This window comes from Arthrobacter rhizosphaerae (assembly GCF_023062595.1).
Taxonomy (GTDB): domain Bacteria; phylum Actinomycetota; class Actinomycetes; order Actinomycetales; family Micrococcaceae; genus Arthrobacter; species Arthrobacter rhizosphaerae.
In genome coordinates, this window is the sequence record NZ_JALLAN010000006.1 from 246,711 (window position 1) to 266,489 (window position 19,779).

Annotated in this window: 15 protein-coding genes; 4 read left to right on the forward strand and 11 right to left on the reverse strand. The window is 62.9% G+C overall.

The genetic code is table 11. From position 1 onward, the window contains the following. Nucleotides 1-69 precede the first annotated feature (69 nt). Both MU551_RS10855 and MU551_RS10860 read right to left on the reverse strand, forming a co-directional pair. A complete protein-coding gene (locus tag MU551_RS10855) occupies nt 70-1,254 on the reverse strand; it encodes a fatty acid desaturase family protein (protein ID WP_247043957.1) in 1,185 nt (394 codons plus the stop codon). A 13-nt stretch (nt 1,255-1,267) separates the two neighbouring features. Beyond that, nucleotides 1,268-2,374 (reverse strand): ferredoxin reductase, encoded by a 1,107-nt coding sequence (locus MU551_RS10860; RefSeq protein ID WP_247043959.1) that lies wholly within the window; start codon nt 2,372-2,374, stop codon nt 1,268-1,270. Nucleotides 2,375-2,473: 99 nt separating this feature from the next. Between MU551_RS10860 and MU551_RS10865 the strand changes: the two genes are divergently transcribed. Further along, nucleotides 2,474-3,676, forward strand: coding sequence for a PucR family transcriptional regulator (locus MU551_RS10865; RefSeq protein ID WP_247043961.1), 1,203 nt, complete (start codon nt 2,474-2,476; stop codon nt 3,674-3,676). Between the two features lie 34 nt (nt 3,677-3,710). Here the strand turns inward: MU551_RS10865 and MU551_RS10870 are convergent, their stop codons facing one another. Further along, nucleotides 3,711-4,106 carry an Hpt domain-containing protein gene (locus tag MU551_RS10870; protein WP_247043963.1) on the reverse strand — a complete coding sequence of 132 codons (396 nt, stop codon included), beginning with the start codon at nt 4,104-4,106 and terminating at the stop codon, nt 3,711-3,713. Nucleotides 4,107-4,360: 254 nt separating this feature from the next. Here MU551_RS10870 and MU551_RS23490 point away from each other — a divergent pair, with 254 nt between their 5' ends. Further along, nucleotides 4,361-4,690, forward strand: coding sequence for a LapA family protein (locus MU551_RS23490; RefSeq protein WP_247043965.1), 330 nt, complete (start codon nt 4,361-4,363; stop codon nt 4,688-4,690). Between the two features lies 1 nt (nt 4,691). Here MU551_RS23490 and MU551_RS10880 read toward each other — a convergent pair whose 3' ends face one another. From MU551_RS10880 to MU551_RS10910, 7 genes are all read right to left on the reverse strand, one after another. Next, a complete protein-coding gene (locus MU551_RS10880) occupies nt 4,692-6,311 on the reverse strand; it encodes a glycoside hydrolase family 32 protein (protein ID WP_247043967.1) in 1,620 nt (539 codons plus the stop codon). After that, nucleotides 6,308-7,378, reverse strand: coding sequence for an ATP-binding cassette domain-containing protein (locus tag MU551_RS10885; protein WP_247043969.1), 1,071 nt, complete (start codon nt 7,376-7,378; stop codon nt 6,308-6,310). The genes MU551_RS10880 and MU551_RS10885 overlap by 4 nt, the downstream gene beginning before the upstream one ends. Then, entirely contained in the window at nt 7,375-8,337 is a 963-nt protein-coding gene (locus MU551_RS10890; RefSeq protein ID WP_247043971.1) for an ABC transporter ATP-binding protein, read from the reverse strand. The genes MU551_RS10885 and MU551_RS10890 overlap by 4 nt, the downstream gene beginning before the upstream one ends. After that, entirely contained in the window at nt 8,334-9,260 is a 927-nt protein-coding gene (locus MU551_RS10895) for an ABC transporter permease (RefSeq protein ID WP_247043973.1), read from the reverse strand. Before MU551_RS10895 ends, MU551_RS10890 begins: the two co-directional genes overlap by 4 nt. Before the next feature lie 10 nt (nt 9,261-9,270). Next, nucleotides 9,271-10,248, reverse strand: a complete 978-nt coding sequence (locus MU551_RS10900) for an ABC transporter permease (RefSeq protein ID WP_247043975.1) — start codon at nt 10,246-10,248, stop codon at nt 9,271-9,273. Nucleotides 10,249-10,353: 105 nt separating this feature from the next. Further along, nucleotides 10,354-12,030 carry an ABC transporter substrate-binding protein gene (locus MU551_RS10905; RefSeq protein ID WP_247043978.1) on the reverse strand — a complete coding sequence of 559 codons (1,677 nt, stop codon included), beginning with the start codon at nt 12,028-12,030 and terminating at the stop codon, nt 10,354-10,356. A gap of 78 nt (nt 12,031-12,108) precedes the next feature. Continuing rightward, nucleotides 12,109-13,179: a LacI family DNA-binding transcriptional regulator gene (locus MU551_RS10910; protein ID WP_247043986.1), complete on the reverse strand. Its 1,071-nt coding sequence runs from the start codon at nt 13,177-13,179 to the stop codon at nt 12,109-12,111. Between the two features lie 300 nt (nt 13,180-13,479). Between MU551_RS10910 and MU551_RS10915 the strand changes: the two genes are divergently transcribed. Further along, the gene (locus tag MU551_RS10915; RefSeq protein WP_247043988.1) at nt 13,480-16,074 is read left to right on the forward strand and encodes a GH32 C-terminal domain-containing protein; all 2,595 of its coding nucleotides are present in this window, start codon (nt 13,480-13,482) and stop codon (nt 16,072-16,074) included. A gap of 137 nt (nt 16,075-16,211) precedes the next feature. Here MU551_RS10915 and MU551_RS10920 read toward each other — a convergent pair whose 3' ends face one another. Beyond that, nucleotides 16,212-16,766 (reverse strand): AAA family ATPase, encoded by a 555-nt coding sequence (locus tag MU551_RS10920; protein WP_247043990.1) that lies wholly within the window; start codon nt 16,764-16,766, stop codon nt 16,212-16,214. 356 nt (nt 16,767-17,122) lie between these two features. Here MU551_RS10920 and MU551_RS10925 point away from each other — a divergent pair, with 356 nt between their 5' ends. Further along, nucleotides 17,123-19,696, forward strand: coding sequence for a GH32 C-terminal domain-containing protein (locus tag MU551_RS10925; RefSeq protein ID WP_308198301.1), 2,574 nt, complete (start codon nt 17,123-17,125; stop codon nt 19,694-19,696). Nucleotides 19,697-19,779: the final 83 nt, after the last annotated feature.

Genomic DNA, 19,779 nt, shown 5'->3' on the forward strand with positions numbered 1-19,779 from the left:
CCCTGAACCGGGCAGAAAAAGGCCCCGGTTGCGCGTTTTTCACGAGCAACCGGGGCCTCAAAGAGTGATTTACGCGGTCTTGGCCTTGCCTGGAACAGCCAGCTTGAAGACCTTCGCCCACGAGGACCCGACCTGCTTGAGCAACGGGCCGGTGGTGTACGGCAGGTTGTAGCGCCTGCAGATCTCCTGGACCTTGGGCGCCACCTCCGCGTACCTGTTGGACGGAAGGTCAGGGAAGAGGTGGTGCTCGATCTGGTGGGACAGGTTGCCTGTCATGAGGTGCATGAACTTGGAACCTGAGATGTTCGCGGAACCGATCATCTGGCGGACATACCAGTCGCCGCGGGTCTCACCTTCCACCATTTCCTCGGTGAAGGTGTCGGCGCCGTCGGGGAAGTGGCCGCAGAATATGACTGCGTGGGCCCAGACGTTGCGGACGGCGTTGGCTGTAAGGGTGCCGTAGAGCGCCTGCTTTCCGGAACCGGTGAGCATGGCTGCGGCAGGCGTGGCGGCGTAGTCCTTGGTGAACTGCTTGAGGGCCTTTTTCCCAAGAGCCTTGAGGTCCCGCATCAGGGCTTCCTTGGTCTTCTTCCCCTCCTGGTAGTCAGCGAGTTCGAGGTCGTAGATGGCGATGCCCCACTCGAAGACCGGAGCCAGGATGGCGTTGTAGAGCGGGTTGCCCAGATTGAAGGGCTTCCAGGGCTGGGTCTCGTCCATGCGAAGGAGGTTGTATCCGACGTCGTTGTCCTTGCCCACCACGTTGGTCCAGCGGTGGTGGAGGTCGTTGTGGGTGTGCTGCCAGGAGCGTGCCGGGGTGACGAAATCCCATTCCCAGGTGGTGGAGTGGATGTCCGGGTCACGCATCCAGTCCCACTGGCCGTGGAGGATGTTGTGGCCGAGTTCCATGTTTTCCAGGATCTTGGCAAAGCTGAGCAGCGTGGTACCGGCCACCCAGGCCTTCTTGTTCTTGCTGAAGAGGAGCGCAGCCCTGCCCGAGATCTCCAGGGCGCGCTGGATCTTGATCATCCGGCGGATGTACTCGGCATCCGAGCTTCCGCGCTTGCCGAGGATGTCATCACGGATGGCATCAAGTTCACGGCCCAGCTCCGCTACCTGTTCGTCGGTGAGGTGGGCTGCAGCGGGCGGGCGCACCAGCGGGCTGCCGCTTGTTGCCAGCGCGCCGGGGCGCGTTTTGGCCCCTGCCGGAGCTCCGGCTGCCGTGTCCTCGTGGGTGCGATTTGAAACAGTTGTCATTCGATGTTGCTCCTCAGATGTCGAGGTTAACGGGTCCGGCGGCTGCCGAAACACACGTCTGGATCAGTTGGCCCGGTTCGCCATGGACTTCACCGGTGCGGAGGTCACGGACGTGACCTGCGCGCAATGGAATGAGACAGCTGTGGCAGATACCCATACGGCATCCGCTGGGCATCAGCAGGCCTGCGTCTTCGCCGACGTCGAGAAGCGGCGTGGCGCCGTCGGCTTCGACCTCGCGGTCCGAGGCCTCAAAGGTAACCAGACCGCCGTCGTGCGCGTCACCGCCGGCGAGGCTGGTGGTGAAGCGTTCAATGATGAGGTTCACCGGATCGGCGGCAAAGGGCCCCTCGGGAGACTTGCCGCCATTCCTGGCGGCAGCAGCAGCCTCGGCGGACCACAGCGATTCGGCGTCGTCAAGGAAGCCCTCGGGTCCGCATGCGTAGGCGGCACGGCTACGCCAGTCGGGGCAGAGCGCGTCCAGCTCTTTGGACGAGCTGAAATCGAACCTTCCGCGTTCGCTGGTGTACCAGTCCGTAACCTTCAGGTTCGGGAACTGATCCGCGAGTTCAGCCAGTTCCTCCCGGAAGATACTGTCGGCGGGGGTCCTCGCCGAATGGATCAGTTCGACGTCGGAATCAGGACGGTGCGGCACCAGCGTGCGGATCATGGACATCACGGGGGTGATCCCGGCGCCGGCGGTGAGCATCAGCAGCGGCCGGGGGTGCTCGGGGAGCACGAAATCACCCTGTGGCGGGGCCAGGAAGAGGACGTCGCCGGGCTTGGTGTTGCGGACCAGTGCGCCTGATACTGCCCCGACGTCGGAGACAGTAATGGCCGGGTCCTGACCGGCGGGAGCACTCAGCGAATACGAGCGCCAATGGAACACACCATCAAGCTCGACGCCGATGCGGGCCCATTGGCCGGCCTTGTGGGCCTGCCAGCCGCGGCCGGGACGGAAGAATATTGTGGCGGAATCGGCGGTCTCCGGAACCACCCTGGTAACTACGCCACGAAGTTGACGCGTGGAGAAGACAGGGTTGAATAGCGCCAGGAAGTCTTCTGGAGCCAGCGGGGTTGTGAACAGAGATGCGGCGCGCGCCAGCTTACGGAGCCGGATCATAGACCTAAGCTTATGTCGGAACGAGGCATATTACTTCTCCCAGGGAATACGATCGAACGTTCTAAACTGTTCCCCCGAAACAACTTATGGAAGTCTCTCATGAACCATCCCTCCAAGAAGAGTCAAGCCACCCCGGCCCATGAACCTCCCTGGCTGGAGCTTCCGGTGGAAGTCAGTGAAATACTGCGTCCTCTGATGCCCGGCATTGTTGAGGCCATTATCGAGTCCGTACCCCAGCTGGTGCCCGCTTACGCACGCCCCATTGAAGGCCGCTTTGGCCGGGGGCTGCGGCGCGGAGTGGGAGCGGCCCTCGACCGGTTCCTCCAGCTTCCCGGCACCAGATTGCCTGCCCTGTCCGAGGAAAGCAGGCAGCTGGTTGCCGGCCTGGGAAGCGGGGAGTTCCGGCAGGGCAGGAGCATGGATGCCCTCCTCAGCGCGTACCGCATGAGCGCCCGGGTGACCTTCCGTGAGATGTCGAGGATCTCCATGGACCGGAACCTGGGGCTGAACGTGGTTGTGGCACTCGGCGAATCCATCCTCGCCTACATTGATGAGCTGTCCGCCGTCAGCGCTGAGGCCTTCGCGTTTGAACAGTCTGAGCGCGCAGGAGCGGTGGAACGGCGGCGCACCGAACTGCTTGAACTCCTGTTGTCCGGCCAGGCCGATGAAGCTGCGCTCCGGCAGAAGGCGTCCATGGCCGACTGGGCCATTCCTGAGGAGCTGAGGGTGGTGACCATGCCACTTGACCGTACCGCCGGGCTCCGGCTGCAGCTTGGCGCGGGGACCTTGGTGGTGGAGCGTGAAACCGACGTCGTGGCACTCGTTCCCGCCCGCAACTCCCCAGCCACCCGCGGGCAGTTGGAAAACGCGTTGCGCGGGCGCTCCGCCTCAGTTGGACCCGCCGTGGGCTGGGAAAAGGTGCCTGATTCCCTGCGGCTGGCCGTTCTTGCTGCCTCGGTGTTGCCACCGCGGGAAGGACCGGAGGAAGGTCCCGTGTGGGCCGACGAGCACCTCTCCAAGATCATCCTGGGTTCCGAACCGTCTGCGATTGCTGAACTCGCCAACCGCCGGCTGGCCCCCTTGGAGGCCTTGCGCCCGGCCCAACGCGAGCGGTTGGCGGAGACGCTCCTGTCCTGGCTGCGGCATTGGGGCCAGCGAGGCCCGGTTGCCGCCGAGCTGGGTATCCACCCGCAGACGGTAGGCTACCGGGCCGCCCAACTCCGCGAACTCTTCGGCGAGGCCCTTGAGGATCCCAAGGCACGCTTCGAGCTGGAACTGGCCCTGCATGCGGGGCGCCGGTGAGGTGCGCCAGGCGCATCCCGGATCTGTGACTGAGCTAGAAACGGTTTCCTGTGGGCTCCGCCGCGGCGTTAGGGCCCCGGAGGAGAACGGACATCGTATCCTCGCCGCAGGACTTCAATCCCGGCAAGAGCATTCCGGCGGCGTGAAGTTGCCTGCTCCGGATGGCCTGTTCCACGGCCAGGGCCAGTCTGGCAAGGTTAACGGCGCCAAGCATTTCGCTGGAGGACCTGAGGCTCAGGGCAGCGTCCATTGCCTGGTCCCAATCACGAGCCCGCACGGCGTGGGCCAACCGACCATAGCGCCCGGGCCACATCTCCGTGTAGGTGCGGATGAACGCTGTGTGTGCGTGTGGATCTGCCACATCGTCACGCAGCGTTGATTGGACCGTCCAGGATACGAGGGGTGGCTTCCCGATTTGAGGTTTTCTCACGTGACGGCTCTCCATAGTTATTGCGAGATGTGCTCGCCAGATTAAGTAGGGGCGCCAGATCCCGCTTTTTCGATCCGACACTCTTAAAACGTTGCCAGGTGGGAATCGTGACGAATACCACCCAACTTGTTAAGGACTTTCACGTCACGAATGACATGCGTGCCGCTTAACGTCACGATCTGGGCTTACTGACGTCAATCTCACATGAACGTCGCCGCAATGAACCAGCTCATGTCGCGGATCGGAGTCTTGCCGTGAGCGAGAGCACCCTACCCGTGGCCGACGAGGGCAGGGAAGGGCACCCTCGCTCCAAGGACAACGCCGCCACGAGGACCGGCATGCTCTGGGCGGCCGTCGCCACCTCACTGGCCGTGATGGTGGTGATGATCGTTTTCATCCTTCAGAACCAGGACTACATACAGGTGAGGTTTTTCGGGTTGATCGGGTCGGTGCCTGTAGGCATCGCATTGGTCATTGCAGCCGTGGGTGGAGGCATTCTCGTGGCCATCTCGGGGGCCGCCCGGATCGTCCAACTGCGTTCCGCTACCCGGAGGCAAAGGATGAAGGCAAGGCAAGGGCCCTAGTTCAGGGAAAGAGCAGGCGCTCGCTTCCGAAGATCTCCCCCATGGTCCAGGCGTCGAAGCGGACCACGCGGGTTGTGCCTTCGGTGGCATCGAGGCTGATGCCCCCTCCGCCAAGCCGTGGATACACGCGTGCCGTGAGGGGCTTGCCGTTGGCAAAAATCTCGACGGCGGAACGGTCCACGATGACACGCAGGGATACCCGCCCGCCGGGCATGGGAACCGGTCCCTCCCTGGAATCAGTGTCGACGCCGCCTTCCAGGCTGCTCCGGGTCCGGTCGAGCCGCAGTGTGCCATGACTCGAGCCAGCACCGTTGCTGTCGCTGGCATCCTCGCGGGAAAGCTCGACGGCGGTCTGCTCGATCGCGGTTCCGTCGGCATCCCTCGTCTCCAGCACACCCAGGCGGACGACGGCGCCGGGGTCCAGTTCCAGCTCCAGCTCAAGGTCCAGTTGGAGGCCAGAAACGCCGGTTACGGCACCTGGTCCGGATGCGGATGCCGCAATCACATCCGGAGCCACACTCACGTGCTCCCGGCGCAGTGCGGCGATCTCGGGCACTGGCGCGAAGAACAAGGAACCGTCAGAGTCAGGCGAGACAACCCGCGGGAGGCTCATTACCCCCGACCATCCTGCTTCCACAGAGGTGTCCGCTTCGCGCCCTTCCTGGAGCCATCCGAACATGATCCGGCGGCCCGACTCATCCTGGAACGACTGCGGTGCGTAGAAATAGCGGCCGCCGTAGTCGAGCCGGTGCAGGGCGTGCGGCTCAAACACGTCGCCTGAGTATCGCCCCGTCCAATACAGGGGATGGTGGGTCACGCCGTCGTCCCAGGCCGAAAAGACCAGCACATGCGAATCCCCATCCAAGAGGCTTGGAGCACCGCCTAAAGCGCCCGACGCGTCCGGCAGCTGACCCGGAGCGCCGCCGTCGGCACGGAACAGGTCCACGCACTCCCACATGGTGCCCGTCCAGTCCGGGTCCGTGCGGGCGCCCCGGGACGAGTCGCCGATGCAGAGCGGACCGAGGTACTCCCAAGTCCGGAGGTCCGTCGATTCGTATAGGAAGGCCGTTCCGCCGCGCCCGCGGATGCCTGACCCGACCAGCTGCCGCCAGCGGCCTCCCTCCTCCCAGACACAGTGATCGCGGTAAGCGGTGATGTCGACGTCGGCAGGTGGTGCGGCTATCACGGGGTTCTCGGGCAACTTGGTCCAGCTGAGCAGGTCCGGGCTCCCGATCGCGACACAAGGCAGCTCATGCTCCCCGTGCCGGCCGGAGTAGACGATGGTGGGCGTGCCGGCATCGTTCACCAAAACCCCGGACCAGCAACCGTCAGCGTCGGTGCTGTCCGGCCCGCCCGGAGATAGCGCCACGGGCTGGTCCTTCCACGTAACGAGGTCCGTGCTGGTGGCGTGGCCCCAGAGGATGCGGTGATGGAAGGCGCCCTCGGGGTTGTACTGGTAGAAGAGGTGATAGGTGCCCTCCCACTGTGAAACTCCGTTGGGATCGTTGAGCCAACCCGCCGGGGATACAAAGTGGAAGCGGGGCCGGAGCGGGTCTGCTGCCGCCCGGGCGACGAGTTCGTCTCGGGGCACGGTAGCCAGCGGGTGCGTAAGTTCTGTCATGCGGATGCTTCGTTATCGGTAGGTTCAGTTGCCAGGGCATGGCCGCCAGCTCCAGCTTGCGGGCGGTATAGGTGGCAGCGCACCCAGTGACTGTTTTCGGTCTCGCCCACGCGGTGGCGAACGGGTTCCTCGGCTGAGCAGGCCTGGTTTGGGTCGCCATCGAACATGCAAGTGGTCGAGGCCATCACAGCCTGCCGCAGCCCGGCACGGCGGACGGGATCGTAGGATCCCGACCGGGCCGGATCCGGGACCGCTGAGACCAGCAGTTGCGTGTAGGGGTGGGCAGGGTTGGCCAGGAGGTCCAGGGATTCCCCTTCTTCAACGAGCTCTCCCGCGAACATGACCGCCGTCCGGTCCGCGAGGTATCTGGCAGAGGCGAGATCGTGCGTTATGTAAAGCATGGAGATTCCCTGCTCATCGCGGAGCTTTCGCATCAGGTTCAGCACGCCGATCCGGACCGAAACATCCAGCATGGAGGTGGGTTCGTCGGCGAGGATGACTTGCGGCTCAACAGCCAAAGCCCGGGCGATGGCGACGCGCTGGCGCTGCCCGCCGGAGAGCTCGTGCGGGTAGGAGTTCAGCATGTCGGCCTGCAGGCCCACGGTGGTCATAAGCTCCTCGAGCCGCTGTTGCGTCTCTGTCTCGGAGCTGCCGCCCTTCCGGTGGATCGCCAGCGACCTCCGCAGGAAGTGCTCCACTCTGTGGGCAGGATTCAGCGAGCCGAAGGGATCCTGGAAGACCATCTGCAGTTGGGAGCGGAAGGCTCGGGATGCCTGGAAACGGTCGCGCTTGAGGACGTCGACGCCGTCAATCAGGATCTGCCCGGAGCTCGGCTTTTCGAGCCGCGCCACACAGCGGGCCAGAGTACTTTTGCCGGAGCCGGACTCTCCCACCAGGGCCACAATTTCGCCGCGGCCAATGGTCAGATCCACGCCGTGCAGGGCTCGGACGGAATCCCGGGAGAATAAACCACCTATAGGGAAAGACTTCCCCAGTCCGCGGACCTCGAGGGCTGGACCTTCGGTGTCGGCGGAGGGGCGCTGGGGTGACAGTACTGCGTGACTCATCGTGCGGCTCCTTCCATGATGGCGGTGTCAGCCGCTGAATTGTCGGCACTGACGGGTGCCACGAAATGGCCGGGTGCTGCTTCGGTAAGGTCCGGGATGTTCCGGAACTTCACGCCGTCGGGTAGTCCCGTCAACGGAACCCGCGGACCGGTGAGCGGCGGGAACGCACTCATCAGCGCCTGAGTGTAGGGGTGGCGGGGGTTGGTGTAGACATCCTGGGCCTTGGCGGTCTCCACGATCCGGCCGCCGTACATCACCGCCATGCGGTGCGAGAGCTCCACCATAAGGGACATGTCGTGGGTGATGAAGAGGACGGAGAAGCCCAGTTCGCGTTGGAGTTCCTTGATTTGGGCCATGATTTCCTGCTGCACCACCACGTCGAGCGCAGTGGTGGGTTCGTCCAGGATCAAAAGGGACGGCTTGAGCGCCACGGCCATGGCAATCACGGCACGCTGGCGCATGCCGCCCGAGAGCTGGTGCGGGTAGGACTTGAGGCGTGCGGAGTCGATCCTCACCAATTCGAGCAACTCACCTGCCCGCCGCAGCGATTCCTTGCGCGAGTAGCCCGCATGTGTGGTGAAAATATCCATGATCTGCTCGCCGATGGTCAGCACCGGGTTCAGCGAGTTCATGGCCGACTGGAACACCATGGCCACGTCCTGCCAGCGGAAGCGCCGCAGCTCCTCCGGGCTCATGGCCAGGACGTCCTTGCCGCCGAAGGAGATGCTGCCGCCGGCGATCTTCGCGGGATCCTTCAGGAGGCGCATGATCGAGTTGGCGATGGTGGACTTCCCGCAGCCGGACTCCCCGGCCAGCCCGAACACCTCACCGGTGCCGATGCTGAAGGAAACACGGTCGACGGCGGTGGTGGAGCGGGTGTCACCGATGTACTTGACGGTGAGGTTCTTGACCTCGAGGACGGGCTCATGGGAGCCGAAGGAAACTTGGGAGACTGTCACTTTGCGGCGCTCCTTTCGGTAATCTTTGGGGCTTTGATCTTCCGCAGCCGGGGGTTGGTGACCTCGTCCACGGCGTAGTTGATGAGCGCCAGTGCGAATGCGACCAGCGCGATGCAGACACCCGAGGGAACAAAGACCCACCAGCTGCCGGTCAGCAGGGCACCCTCGTTGCCGGCCCAGAAGAGGTTGTTGCCCCAGGAGACAGTGCTGACGTCACCCAAGCCAAGGAACTCCAGGCCTGCCTGTGCGCCGATGCCGTAGATCACGCAGGCCAGCAGGGTACCCATGACGATTGAGGCCATGTTCGGCAGGATCTCGCGGAACATGATCCGGCCCGCCCGTTCGCCAGACACCACGGCGGCGGCCACAAAGTCCTTTGAGCGGATGGACAGCGCCTGCGAGCGCAATACACGTGCCGACCCGGCCCAGCCGGTGACAATGAGGACCAGGATCACGGTTCCCAGACCCGGCGGGAGGAACGCGGCCAGGATGACAAGAAGCGGCAGTCCGGGCAGGAGCAGGAAGACGTTGGTCACCAGGGATAGTGCTTCATCAATGAACTTGCCAAAGTACGCCGAGGCCAGGCCCACCAAAATTCCGATGAAGGTGGACGCGAAGCCCACAGTCAACCCAACGAACAGGGAACTGCGGGAGCCGTGGACAGTCAGGGCAAGCACGTCCTGCCCTTTGGCAGTGGTGCCCAGCCAGTGCTCGGGAGACGGTTCAAGCGAGGCCATCGCGGTGATCCGCGACGGGTCTCCGGGGAACAGGATGGGGGCCAGCAAAGCAAGCACGATGAACACGAGCATCACGATCATGCCCACCAGGGCCTTCTTGTTGGTGATAAGCCCGTGGACGAAACTGCGGTTGGGCTTGCGGACAGCTGTGGGCTGAGTGGGCTGCTTCAGAATTGCGGTTGTCATGATGGGTCCCTCAGTTGCTGCGCACGCGCGGGTCGAGGCGGACGTAGAGGATGTCCACCAGGAAGTTCGCCAACAGCACGGCGGCGGTGATGGTCAGGAACAGGCCCTGCATGAGCGGGTAGTCGAGGCCTTGGACTGCATTGAGCAGCTGGTAGCCAACACCGGGGTATGCGAAGACCACCTCGGTGAGCAGCGCACCACCCACCACAAAGCCCAGCCCCATGCCGAAGCTCGTGACCGACGGCAACATGGCGTTCCGTGCTGCATAGCGGAGCATGATCCGGCCCGGCCGGAGACCCTTGGCCTCGGCCATGGTGATGTAATCCTCCGAATTCGTGGCGATCATGGTGTTCCGCATGCCCAACATCCAGCCGCCTATGGATACCAGCACAATCGTTAACGCCGGAAGTACAAGGTGAGCACCGACGTCGCCGATGAACTCCCAGGTAAACGCGGGCTCCAATCCGTCCGTGAACGCGTGGCGGATCGGGAACCAGCCCAGCACCACGCCGAACAAATACAGGGCACCCATCGCGAGCCAGAAGTACGGGAACGAGCCGATGAACACCAGCACCGGCGGCAGCGCCGAATCGATCACCCCGCCGCGTCGCCAGGCCGCAAGGATGCCCAGCAGGTTGCCCACGACGGCAGCAATCACCAGCGCGGTACCGCCCAGCAGGAGGGTCCAGCCGATCTGGGACGAGATAACCTCGGTGACCGGAGTGGGGAAACGGGAAATCGAAATGCCCATGTTGCCCGTGACAATGTTGTGCAGATAGTCGATGTACTGCTCCCAGATGGGACGGTCGTCCACACCGAGCAGCTTACGCAGTGCGTCGATCTGTTCAGGCTGCATCTTGCCCTGGGTGCGGGCAAACATGCGCGAGACGGGGTCACCGGGCATGAAGCGCGGGAGCAGGAAGTTCAAGGTGATGGACGCCCAGAAGGCGATCAGGTAGAAACCCAGTCGGCGCAGGATAAAACGCACGGTTTCCTCCATTCAGGTATTGCGGCATTGGGAGGGGGCGGCATGTCCGGCGCGGTGATCCGGCGCCGGACATGCCGGGCTGCTGGGCCCTGCGGGGCCCAGCTGTTACTTGCGCGGTTCCAAAGTGGTGAGAATCAGCACCGTGGTAGGAGAACGATCAGAAAGTGTGGCATAAGGGTTGTCCTGCGACGGCCATCCCATGAAGTGGACGTCCGTGTAGTTGCCCCATTCAGGTCCTGAGAACAGCGGCACCAGCGGGGCGGCGTCGTTGTATTCTTCCTGGAGCTTGAACGCGACGTCCCTCTGTTTGGCTTCATCGCCGGCGGCCACGAAATCCTGCAGGAGCGCATCGGCTTTGGGGTCACCAAAGCGGTGGTAGTTGTCGAACGTCTTGGTGCCGACCGGCTTCACGGTGGCGCTGCCCATGGCATTCTTGAAGTACTTGAACGGGCTGGGATCGTTGGCGCTCCAGACAATGCCGGAGTCAAACGTGCCCTGTTCGTATCCGGCCACCACGGAGGCCCAGTCCGGAGAGTCCACCTTGGCCGTTACTCCCACAGCTTGGAGGTTCTGTGAGATCACGTTGGCTACGGACAGCCAGTCGGAGGAGCTGGCGCCCACGGAGATCTTGAACTCGAAAGGCGTTCCATCCTTCAAGGTGCGCTTGCCGTCGGCCCCCTTGGGGTAGCCGGCTTCGTCCAAGACTTTGTTGGCTTCGTCCACGTTGAGCTTGGTCCAGCTGCAGTTGTCCTTGACGGCCGGGTTCTTCCACTTCTCGTAGTTGCCGGAAAGGCCGGTGCAGTCGGCGGGCTGGGCGTAGCCGCTCATCCCGATCTTGGTCACTTGGTCGCGGTCCACGGCCATGCTGAGCGCCTTGCGCACCTTTGGGTCGTTAAACGGAGCCTTGGTGGTGTTGAGCTGCCAATTGATCATGGCACCCGTGGGCGGGAACCAGTAGTGGCGGTGCTCCTTATCTTTGGAGATGAAGGTCTTCTCGATGTTTGGCATGAACTGGGTGGACCAGTCGACATCCCCGTTGACGCTGGCCAGATTGGCTGCGTCGTTGCCGGACATTGCAAGCATCTTAATGCCAGCAATCTTCTGTTTTTCCGGCTGCCAGTAGTTGGGGTTTTTCTTGAGTGCGTAGGACTGAGCCTGGAAGGAATCGACCTCCGTGTAAGGTCCTGTTCCCACGGGCGTGGCGTTGGCGTCCTTCGCCGGGTCAGCGATCGCAGACCAGATGTGCTTGGGCAGAATGGGTAGCTGGCCCACTTCGTAGAGCGCCGGAGACCAAGGCTTGTTGAAGGTGAAGGTCACCTTGTTGGTTCCTTCAGCGGTTACCTTGTCCAGGTACTCGAAGCCGCCCTTGATCTTCTTCTGAAGTTCGAAGGTGTAGGCGACGTCGTCGGCCACCAGCGGCTGACCATCGGACCACTTCACGCCGTCGCGCAAGGTGAAGGTGATGGATTTGCCGTCAGCAGCAGTCTTCCATTCGGTGGCGAGCCACGGCGTCGTGTCCCCCTTGGCCGGGTTGAAGATCAGCAGGGATTCGTAGATCGCCTGGTTGACCATGGGATTCACCGCGGGCGCAAAGGGATTGAAGTTACGGTCGAAGGTGCTCATGTCCTCCCGCGGGATGGTCAGGAAGGCGTTCGCGTTCGCTTCGGCGTCGGAGCCGACGGACTTATTGACGGTGGCAGCGCAGCCGGTGAGCAGCATAGCGCCTACCGCCAGTCCGGCCACTGCCAGCCGGGCAGACCTCAGGTATCGGGCTTGTGTCATGATTGGTATCTCTTTCCTATCTTCATCAGCAAGGTGAAGGGGTGGGTAAGGGTTAGCTCTTCGACATTGATTTCACGGTCAGACCGAAGAGCGTTCTAGCAGCGGACAGTCGACCAGTTGCTGGTCGGCAGTGATCGGCTGTCCTGCTGTCAGAGCGGCGAGCGTCTGGACTCCCAGAGCGCCCATTTTTTCGAATGGCAACGCAACCGTGGTCAGCTTTGGCCTGAGGTAGGCCGCAATCAGTTCCTGGTTGTCGAAGCCGATCACAGCGATGTCCCCGGGGATGGTCAGGCCCCGTTCTTTGATGGCGTCGTAGGCGCCCATCGCCATGCGGTCATTGAGGCAGAACAGGGCGGTTGGCCGTTGTCCTTCTGGATATCGGTCCAGGATTTCGCAGGCCGCCTCGTAGCCCCCATCCGCCGTCGCAAATCCGGACACCACCAGCTCCGGATCCAGTTCCAGCCCGGCACCCGCGAGTGCGTCGCGTGCACCGTCCAAACGCCCGACGGCTGCCGGGATGTTCGGGTCCAGGTTGATGACTCCGATCCTGCGGTGGCCAGCCAGGAGCAAACGTTCGACGGCAACCCTGCCGCCGGCGCGTTCGTTTGGGACGATCGAGGGCAGCTTCCCGTCCGCGTCGAAACAATTGATCAGGACAGTGGGAACCTCATGGGCGCTTTGCGGAACATGCACGCCGCGGTGGAACGTTGCCGCGTACAAAAGCCCTTCCACTCGTTGTTCCAGCAGCTTTTCAATGGCCGCATCTTCCATGCCCTGGTTGGGTCCTACGGCATCGGCCTGGTCCGAAGGCGCAATGAGGAGGAACCGGCGGTCAAGCCAGGCTTGGTCCTGGGCGCCCTTGATCACGTTTACTGCAAACGGAGCCGTCACGATTTCCGTGACCAGCCCGTACCAGTCGCTTCGCTGGGAGGCCAATGCACGTGCGCCGGCGTTTGGGCGGTAGCCCAGTTCCTGCACAGCTTCAATAATCCGCTTGCGGGTTTCTTCCGAGATATTGGCGGTGGAGCGGTTGTTCAGAACGAAAGACACCGTGGTACGGCTGACGCCCGCATAGTTCGCGACGTCGTTCATGGTGACGCCCCGATCCCGCACTGCAGCCGCCTTAGTGATGGGGCCGTTATTCGCCATTGAAATTCTCCCGTGGTCTCCGTTGACGCCGGCGCTATGACTGGCGATGGTGCTTGGGTCTGATGTCTCTTAGGTCCGCCTCCACCTCGTGAGTAAAGCGCGTTACCAAGACATGAAATCGAGGTTACGCGCGTTACTAAAGCGTGTCAACAACTTTTTTATTCATTGACTTGTCCCCTGGACTTGGCCTAGCGTTCCCTTCACTGACAACGTTGTCTACTGGGGAAAGGCACGCGCAATGAAGGGCGATTTCTAAATATGCACACGAAACGAACGGCAAGGTTTCACTCTTTTTCGGCTATGACGCTGGCGGGGCTAACACTCGCCGGCTTGCTCGCCGGGGCAGGTCCCGTCACGGCGGGAGAGTCCGACGTCGGCACTCCCGAAGGCGGCCTCGGGCAGGAACAGTACCGCCCGGCAGTCCATTTCTCGCCGGAGAAAAACTGGATGAACGATCCCAACGGGATGGTTTTCCACAACGGGGTTTACCACCTCTACTACCAGCACAACCCCTCGGGCAACATATGGGGGAACATGTCGTGGGGGCATGCCACATCTCCGGACCTGGTGCACTGGAAGGAGCAGCCGCTGGCCATCTCCACGGACGATCAGGAGGACGTTTTCTCGGGAAGCGTTGTGGTGGACAAGGACAATTCCTCAGGCTTCGGAACTGCGGAGAATCCGCCTTTGGTGGCCATCTACACCAGCGCGTACAAGGAGGCCTCCCCGCACCGCGGATTGCAGGCGCAGTCGCTCGCGTACAGCCTCGACGACGGCCAGACCTGGACAAAATACAGCGCAAATCCCGTCCTGAACCGGAATTCGACCAACTTCCGCGATCCCAAAGTGTTCTGGTACAGCTCACCCGACGGCGGCGGCTACTGGGTCATGACAGCGGTAGAGGCTGCGGACCATAAGGTGCTGCTCTACAAGTCCACCAATCTTAAGGACTGGACAGCCCTCAGCGAGTTCGGCCCGGCCAACGCAACCGGCGGGCTGTGGGAGTGCCCGGATCTCTTCCCGCTGGCCGTGGACGGCGATCCGAACAACATCAAATGGGTCATGGTGGTCAACATCAATCCGGGCGGCGTGGCCGGGGGTTCGGCAGGACAATACTTCGTCGGCAGCTTCGACGGCACCACCTTCACTTCCGAAAGCACAAAGCCAAGTGACGCCATGCCGGCCGGAACGCCGATAGCGGGGTTCAACGACGGCACGTACAACGGCTGGACTGTGAACAACGAGCCCGGCAACTGGAAGAACGGGCCCTTCGGCGACGCACCGGCGGCCGGATCCATCCCGGGCCAGAGCCCGGTCACCGGCTTTGCCGGCCCAGGCTTGGTGAATTCCTTTAACGACGGGGACTGGCCAGTGGGCTCCATGTCCTCCCCCGACTTCACCGTTGACAGCGACTACATCAACTTCCTGATTGGCGGCGGCCAGCACCCGAGGGTGTCCGACAAACTGGACAACACTCCCCCGGTAGGCGACCTGCTGTTCAACGGTTTTGAAGTCCCCGATGGCAGCACCCTCGCCGACGCCGGCTGGACCGGAACCGGCGACCTCGCGCCGTCGTTCCAGCCCGCTACCTCCGGCGGGGACTATTTCATCGGCGCCAAGCGCATCAACACGTGGGAAACCGGCGTTACGCCCGGCGATGATCGGCAAGGAACACTCACATCGCCGGAGTTCACGCTCACGCGCAACTTCATCAGCCTGCTGGTGGGCGGCGGCCACCGCAGCCCCGAGAGCGGCCAGGTGCTTGAGGCCCAGCTGCTGGTGGACGGCAGCGTCGTGCGGACACTCTCAGGGGACGACGCCGGCCAGCTCAACTGGAAGGGCTGGGACGTTTCGGAGTTTGCCGGCAAACAGGCGCAGCTTCGGATCGTCGATCAGGCCACCGGCGGCTGGGGTCACCTTACCCTCGACCATGTCATGCTGACTGACCAGGCGGCCGTGCCCCGTTCGGACGAGACCACTGTGAACCTGGTGGTGGACGGCCAAGTTGTCCGGTCCGCGACAGGAGCCAACAGTGAGGTTCTGGACTGGGCCAACTGGAATGTGTCCGAGTTCAAGGGCCGCCAGGCGCAGATCAGGATCGTTGACAACAACCGCTTCGGCTGGGGCCACATACTGGCAGACGAATTCATCGCGTCGTCCGAACCGGCAAAGCCCAGGATCAACTCCTACGACTGGCTGGACTACGGCCGGGACTACTACGCCTCGGTGTCCTTCGGCAACATGCCCGAAGACAAGCGCGTCATGCTGGGCTGGATGAACAACTGGGACTACGCCAACACCACCCCCACCTCTCCGTGGCGCAGCGCCATGTCCCTGCCGCGCGAAGTCTCGCTGACGCAAACCCCGGCAGGCCCCCGGTTGAGCCAGCAGGCTGTGAAGCAGGTGGACAAACTGGGCACCAAGGCGAGCTACAGCGACAAGAAGGGTGGGACTATTGCCCCTGGCACGCATCCTCTGCCGGCATCGGCCTCCGGTGACGTCCAGCGGATCGACCTGACGTTCACGCCCGGAACAGCAGCAAAGTCGGGGATCACCGTCCTGGGCGACGGGACGCACTCAACGGTGATCGGCTACGACGCGTCAACCGGTGAGGTCTACGTGGACCGGGGGAACTCCGGCGACACAGGATTCCATCCCCTGTTCACTTCGGTGGACTCGGCTCCCGTCACACCCAACGCGGACGGCACCGTGACACTGCGGATCTACGTGGACCGCTCCTCAGTGGAGGTCTTCGCCCAGGGCGGCCAACGCACCATCACTGACCAGGTGTTCCCCGTGGCGGGTGCAGGCGAGGTAGCACTGTTCGCCGAGGGCGGCACTGCCGGCCTGAAGTCCCTGACCGTTACACCACTGCAGCAGTCAATGTTCAAGTAGCTCCGAAAAACCCAAGGCCGGAAGAGGTCGAGGGTGGATAGTGCAGGCGCTCGGCTGGGTTTCCCCGGCCGAGCGCCTGCGTTCCCGATCTTGATTTCCTCGTCAAGTGGCCCGAGTGATCCGGGTTTTCGCATGACTTATCGCAGCTTGGGAAGTCCTTCAATGATCTCCTTCGCGATGTCATTCGAGGTCAATTCCTCGGTGTCGAACTCGAGGTCGGGTGCGATGTCCGTTCGTGTCTCCTCGAACCGCTGGTACATCCGCCGGAGAAAGTCTGGGTCCTTTGACAGCCCGCGGCTCGGGTCGGAGAGGGCGCGGGCCAACGCTGTTTCATACCTTGCTCTAATCAGGACCTTCTGGACGTGGACCTCCGAACCAACATGACGCAGGATCTGCTCTATTTCCTCAGGTGTTTCAGGCCCCTCGGCGATCACCGTCGGAATCGGCTTTTCCAGCCAGGCCCCAACCAGTTGCCCGTGAACCTCATGTGCCCAGGTCCAGTCGGCCAGAGTTGGCAGGGCCATCTCTGCCACAGTGTCCAGCCCGACAACCACCACTGCCTCGCCGCTGCTACGCAACATGGCTGCAAGGGTTTCAGCCAATGTGCTTTTTCCCGAGGCGATCGGCCCGATGATGAGCACCAGCCTTCGCATGGGCAGCCCGTTGTCTTGCGGGCGACGGTGGGCGTTCATTCAGCAAGTCAACCCGGGGCCGCCCTTGCCTGCAAGTCCGCCACACCCGTCAGCGAAGTGCTTCAATAACCAGCCGGATGTGTGACTCCGCGTCCACAGGATCGTCTGGGACCAGCCTCACCTGGAGTTGGCGGACCATTGACGGCTAAATGTGATGCAGGATACAGTTTGCGACAGTTATACGCATAACCGTTTGCAGCTTTCGCCTGGCCAACCTCCCGGCCTGACATGAAGTCCGCGTGGCACGCTTGCCGCGTCGAAAAGTCTTCCCTCCACTTCATTTGGAGGGGAAGCCGCGTCAGTTATACGTATTACTCGTAGAAGCAGTTTCCCATCCATCACAAGGAAGTGGTTTCGTGAATTACCCAATCCCAAGCTCGGGCAGACGCCTCCGAACATGGCGGCCGGCCACCGCTGCGGCCACCGTTGCCTTGGCCCTCGCGGCCACTATGGCCACCGGCGCGCCCGCCTCCTCCGTCGAACCCGAACCAGCCCCCTACACCGAGCAGTACCGGCCCCAGTTCCACTACACGCCGGAGAAGAACTGGATGAACGATCCGAACGGGATGGTGTATTACCAGGGCGAGTACCACCTCTTCTACCAGCACAACCCCTCGGGCAACCAATGGGGCAACATGTCGTGGGGCCACGCCGTCAGTACTGACATGGTGCACTGGAGTGAGCTGCCCGTCGCAATCCCACACGACGACGCTGAGATGGTTTTCTCAGGCAGCGCGGTCATCGACACCAGCAACACCAGCGGGTTCGGCACCAAGGACAACCCTGCGATGGTGGCGGTATACACACGCCTGGACAAGGCCACGGGCGTCCAGTCCCAGGCCCTTGCCTACAGCACAGACCGTGGCCGCACGTTCACCAAGTACACGGACAACCCTGTCATCGACATCGGATCACGTGACTTCCGTGACCCCAAGGTGTTCTGGTACGAACAAGGCCAGGAGTGGATCATGAGCGTGGCGCTGAGTGCCGAGCGCAAGGTGGCCTTTTACCGCTCGAGTGACCTGAAGACCTGGGAGCACCTCAGCAACTTCGGTCCGGCCGGCGCCACCGGCGGGGTCTGGGAGTGCCCGGACCTCTTCCCGCTTCCTGTGGACGGCGACAAGAAGAAGACCAAATGGGTACTCCTGGTCAACATCGGTTCGGGCGGCATCGCCGGTGGATCGGCCAACCAGTACTTCACCGGAACCTTCGACGGCAAGAACTTCGTCTCGGACGACAAACCGTACGTCGCCCCGACCGGCGTCGACGTCGGCAGTTTCGACGACGGCACGTACAGCGGGTGGACGCCCGACGGCACCGCCTTCGGCACAGCACCTGCCACAGGAAACCTGCCCGGTCAGGGCGGCGTCTCCGACTGGGTGGGTGCCGGGCTGGCCAACAGCTTCAACAACTTTGATGGCGGTACCGGCACGCTGACCTCTCCCGAGTTCACTCTCAATGCCGGATACCTCAACTTCAAGGTGGGCGGCGGCAACCACCCCTACGTTCCTGGGTCCACGCTCAACCCCCTGCCGCCCGCAGGAGAGGTCTTCGCGGACTTCGAGGGAAGCGCCTACGGCGCCGGATGGGTGGCCACAGGCGACTTCGCGGGCACCGCCCCGGTGAAGGGCACCATCGGAGATCAGCAGCAGGTCACCGGTTATGTCGGCGAGCAGTTGGTGAACACCTTCATCGACCACGACGCCTCACAGGGCACCATCACGTCTCCGGAATTCACCATCGCCAAGAGCCACATCAACCTGCTCGTCGGCGGAGGCAACCACCCTTTTACCGCCAGCGAGCCGACCTCAGTTGACCTGATTGTCGACGGCGAGATCGTCAGGTCCGCCAGCGGAGCCAACAACGAGGCCCTCAACTGGACGGGCTGGGACGTCTCGGAGTACGCCGGCAAGAACGCCTCGATCCAAATCGTCGACAAGAGCTCAGGCGGCTGGGGACACATCAACGTCGACCACATCATGTTCTCCGACGAGGCAGCGGCAGCACGCGCCGTCGATACATCAGTCCGTCTGATCGTCGACGGCGAGGTGGTCAGAACAGCCACCGGCTCAGACAGCGAGACGCTCGACTGGAACGGCTGGGACGTTCGCAACCTTCAAGGCAAGACCGCCCGGATCGTGGTGGCAGACAACAACACCGGCGGCTGGGGCCACATCTTGGCCGACCAGTTCAGCCTGTCGGACACGCCGGCCCTGTCCAGCGTCCAGCGGGCGCATTGGGTGGACTACGGCAAGGACAACTACGCGGGTGTAACGTTCGATGACGCCCCCTCTGACCGCCGCGTAATGATGGGCTGGATGAACAACTGGGAGTACTCCGGCTCGATCCCGACTGACCCCTGGCGCAGTGCCATGACAGTTCCGCGCGAGCTGGGTCTTCGCAGCAGCGCCGACGGTGTGCGCCTGGTACAACAACCCGTCGCCGAGCTGCAGGACCTGCGCGAGGAAGCCGTGCTGAACGCCAAGAATGTTCCAGTGGCGGCAGGCTCCACACCGCTTCCGGCCACAGGCACGGCCTACGAGCTGACGGCAACGTTCGCACCCGGTACGGCCAGCGAGTTCGGAGTGAAGGTGCGCACCGGTAACGGCCAGGAGACCCGGATCGGTTACGACCGGTCAGCGGGCGAGGTCTTTGTCGACCGGACCAAGTCGGGCGATGTCGGCTTCAGCACCGATTTCCCCGGGGTGCAGCGGGCCCCGTTGAAGGTGGGCCCCACCGGCGAGGTGACCCTGCGGGTGCTGGTGGACTGGTCCTCGGTGGAAGTCTTCGCCCAGGATGGCTCGGTGGTTATTACGGACCAGATCTTCCCCGATCCCGGCAGCGACGGCCTCGAGTCTTTCGCCACTGACGGTAATGCCGTCCTGAAGTTGGTGAAGGTGACGCCGTTGCGGTCCGTCTGGGCCGACTAGGAGGGATCCTCCACAAAGTGGGGCGCCGAACCAGTTTCGGCGCCCCACCCGTTCCTCCAGTTCAACCACCCTGAAACGTTCGC

Bases quoted from the DNA above. Each gene is read 5' to 3' on its own strand.
- MU551_RS10855 (WP_247043957.1), bottom strand. From the start codon at position 1,254: ATGACAACTGTTTCAAATCGCACCCACGAGGACACGGCAGCCGGAGCT.
- MU551_RS10860 (WP_247043959.1), bottom strand. From the start codon at position 2,374: ATGATCCGGCTCCGTAAGCTGGCGCGCGCCGCATCTCTGTTCACAACC.
- MU551_RS10865 (WP_247043961.1), top strand. From the start codon at position 2,474: ATGAACCATCCCTCCAAGAAGAGTCAAGCCACCCCGGCCCATGAACCT.
- MU551_RS10880 (WP_247043967.1), bottom strand. From the start codon at position 6,311: ATGACAGAACTTACGCACCCGCTGGCTACCGTGCCCCGAGACGAACTC.
- MU551_RS10885 (WP_247043969.1), bottom strand. From the start codon at position 7,378: ATGAGTCACGCAGTACTGTCACCCCAGCGCCCCTCCGCCGACACCGAA.
- MU551_RS10895 (WP_247043973.1), bottom strand. From the start codon at position 9,260: ATGACAACCGCAATTCTGAAGCAGCCCACTCAGCCCACAGCTGTCCGC.
- MU551_RS10905 (WP_247043978.1), bottom strand. From the start codon at position 12,030: ATGACACAAGCCCGATACCTGAGGTCTGCCCGGCTGGCAGTGGCCGGA.
- MU551_RS10910 (WP_247043986.1), bottom strand. From the start codon at position 13,179: ATGGCGAATAACGGCCCCATCACTAAGGCGGCTGCAGTGCGGGATCGG.
- MU551_RS10915 (WP_247043988.1), top strand. From the start codon at position 13,480: ATGACGCTGGCGGGGCTAACACTCGCCGGCTTGCTCGCCGGGGCAGGT.
- MU551_RS10920 (WP_247043990.1), bottom strand. From the start codon at position 16,766: ATGAACGCCCACCGTCGCCCGCAAGACAACGGGCTGCCCATGCGAAGG.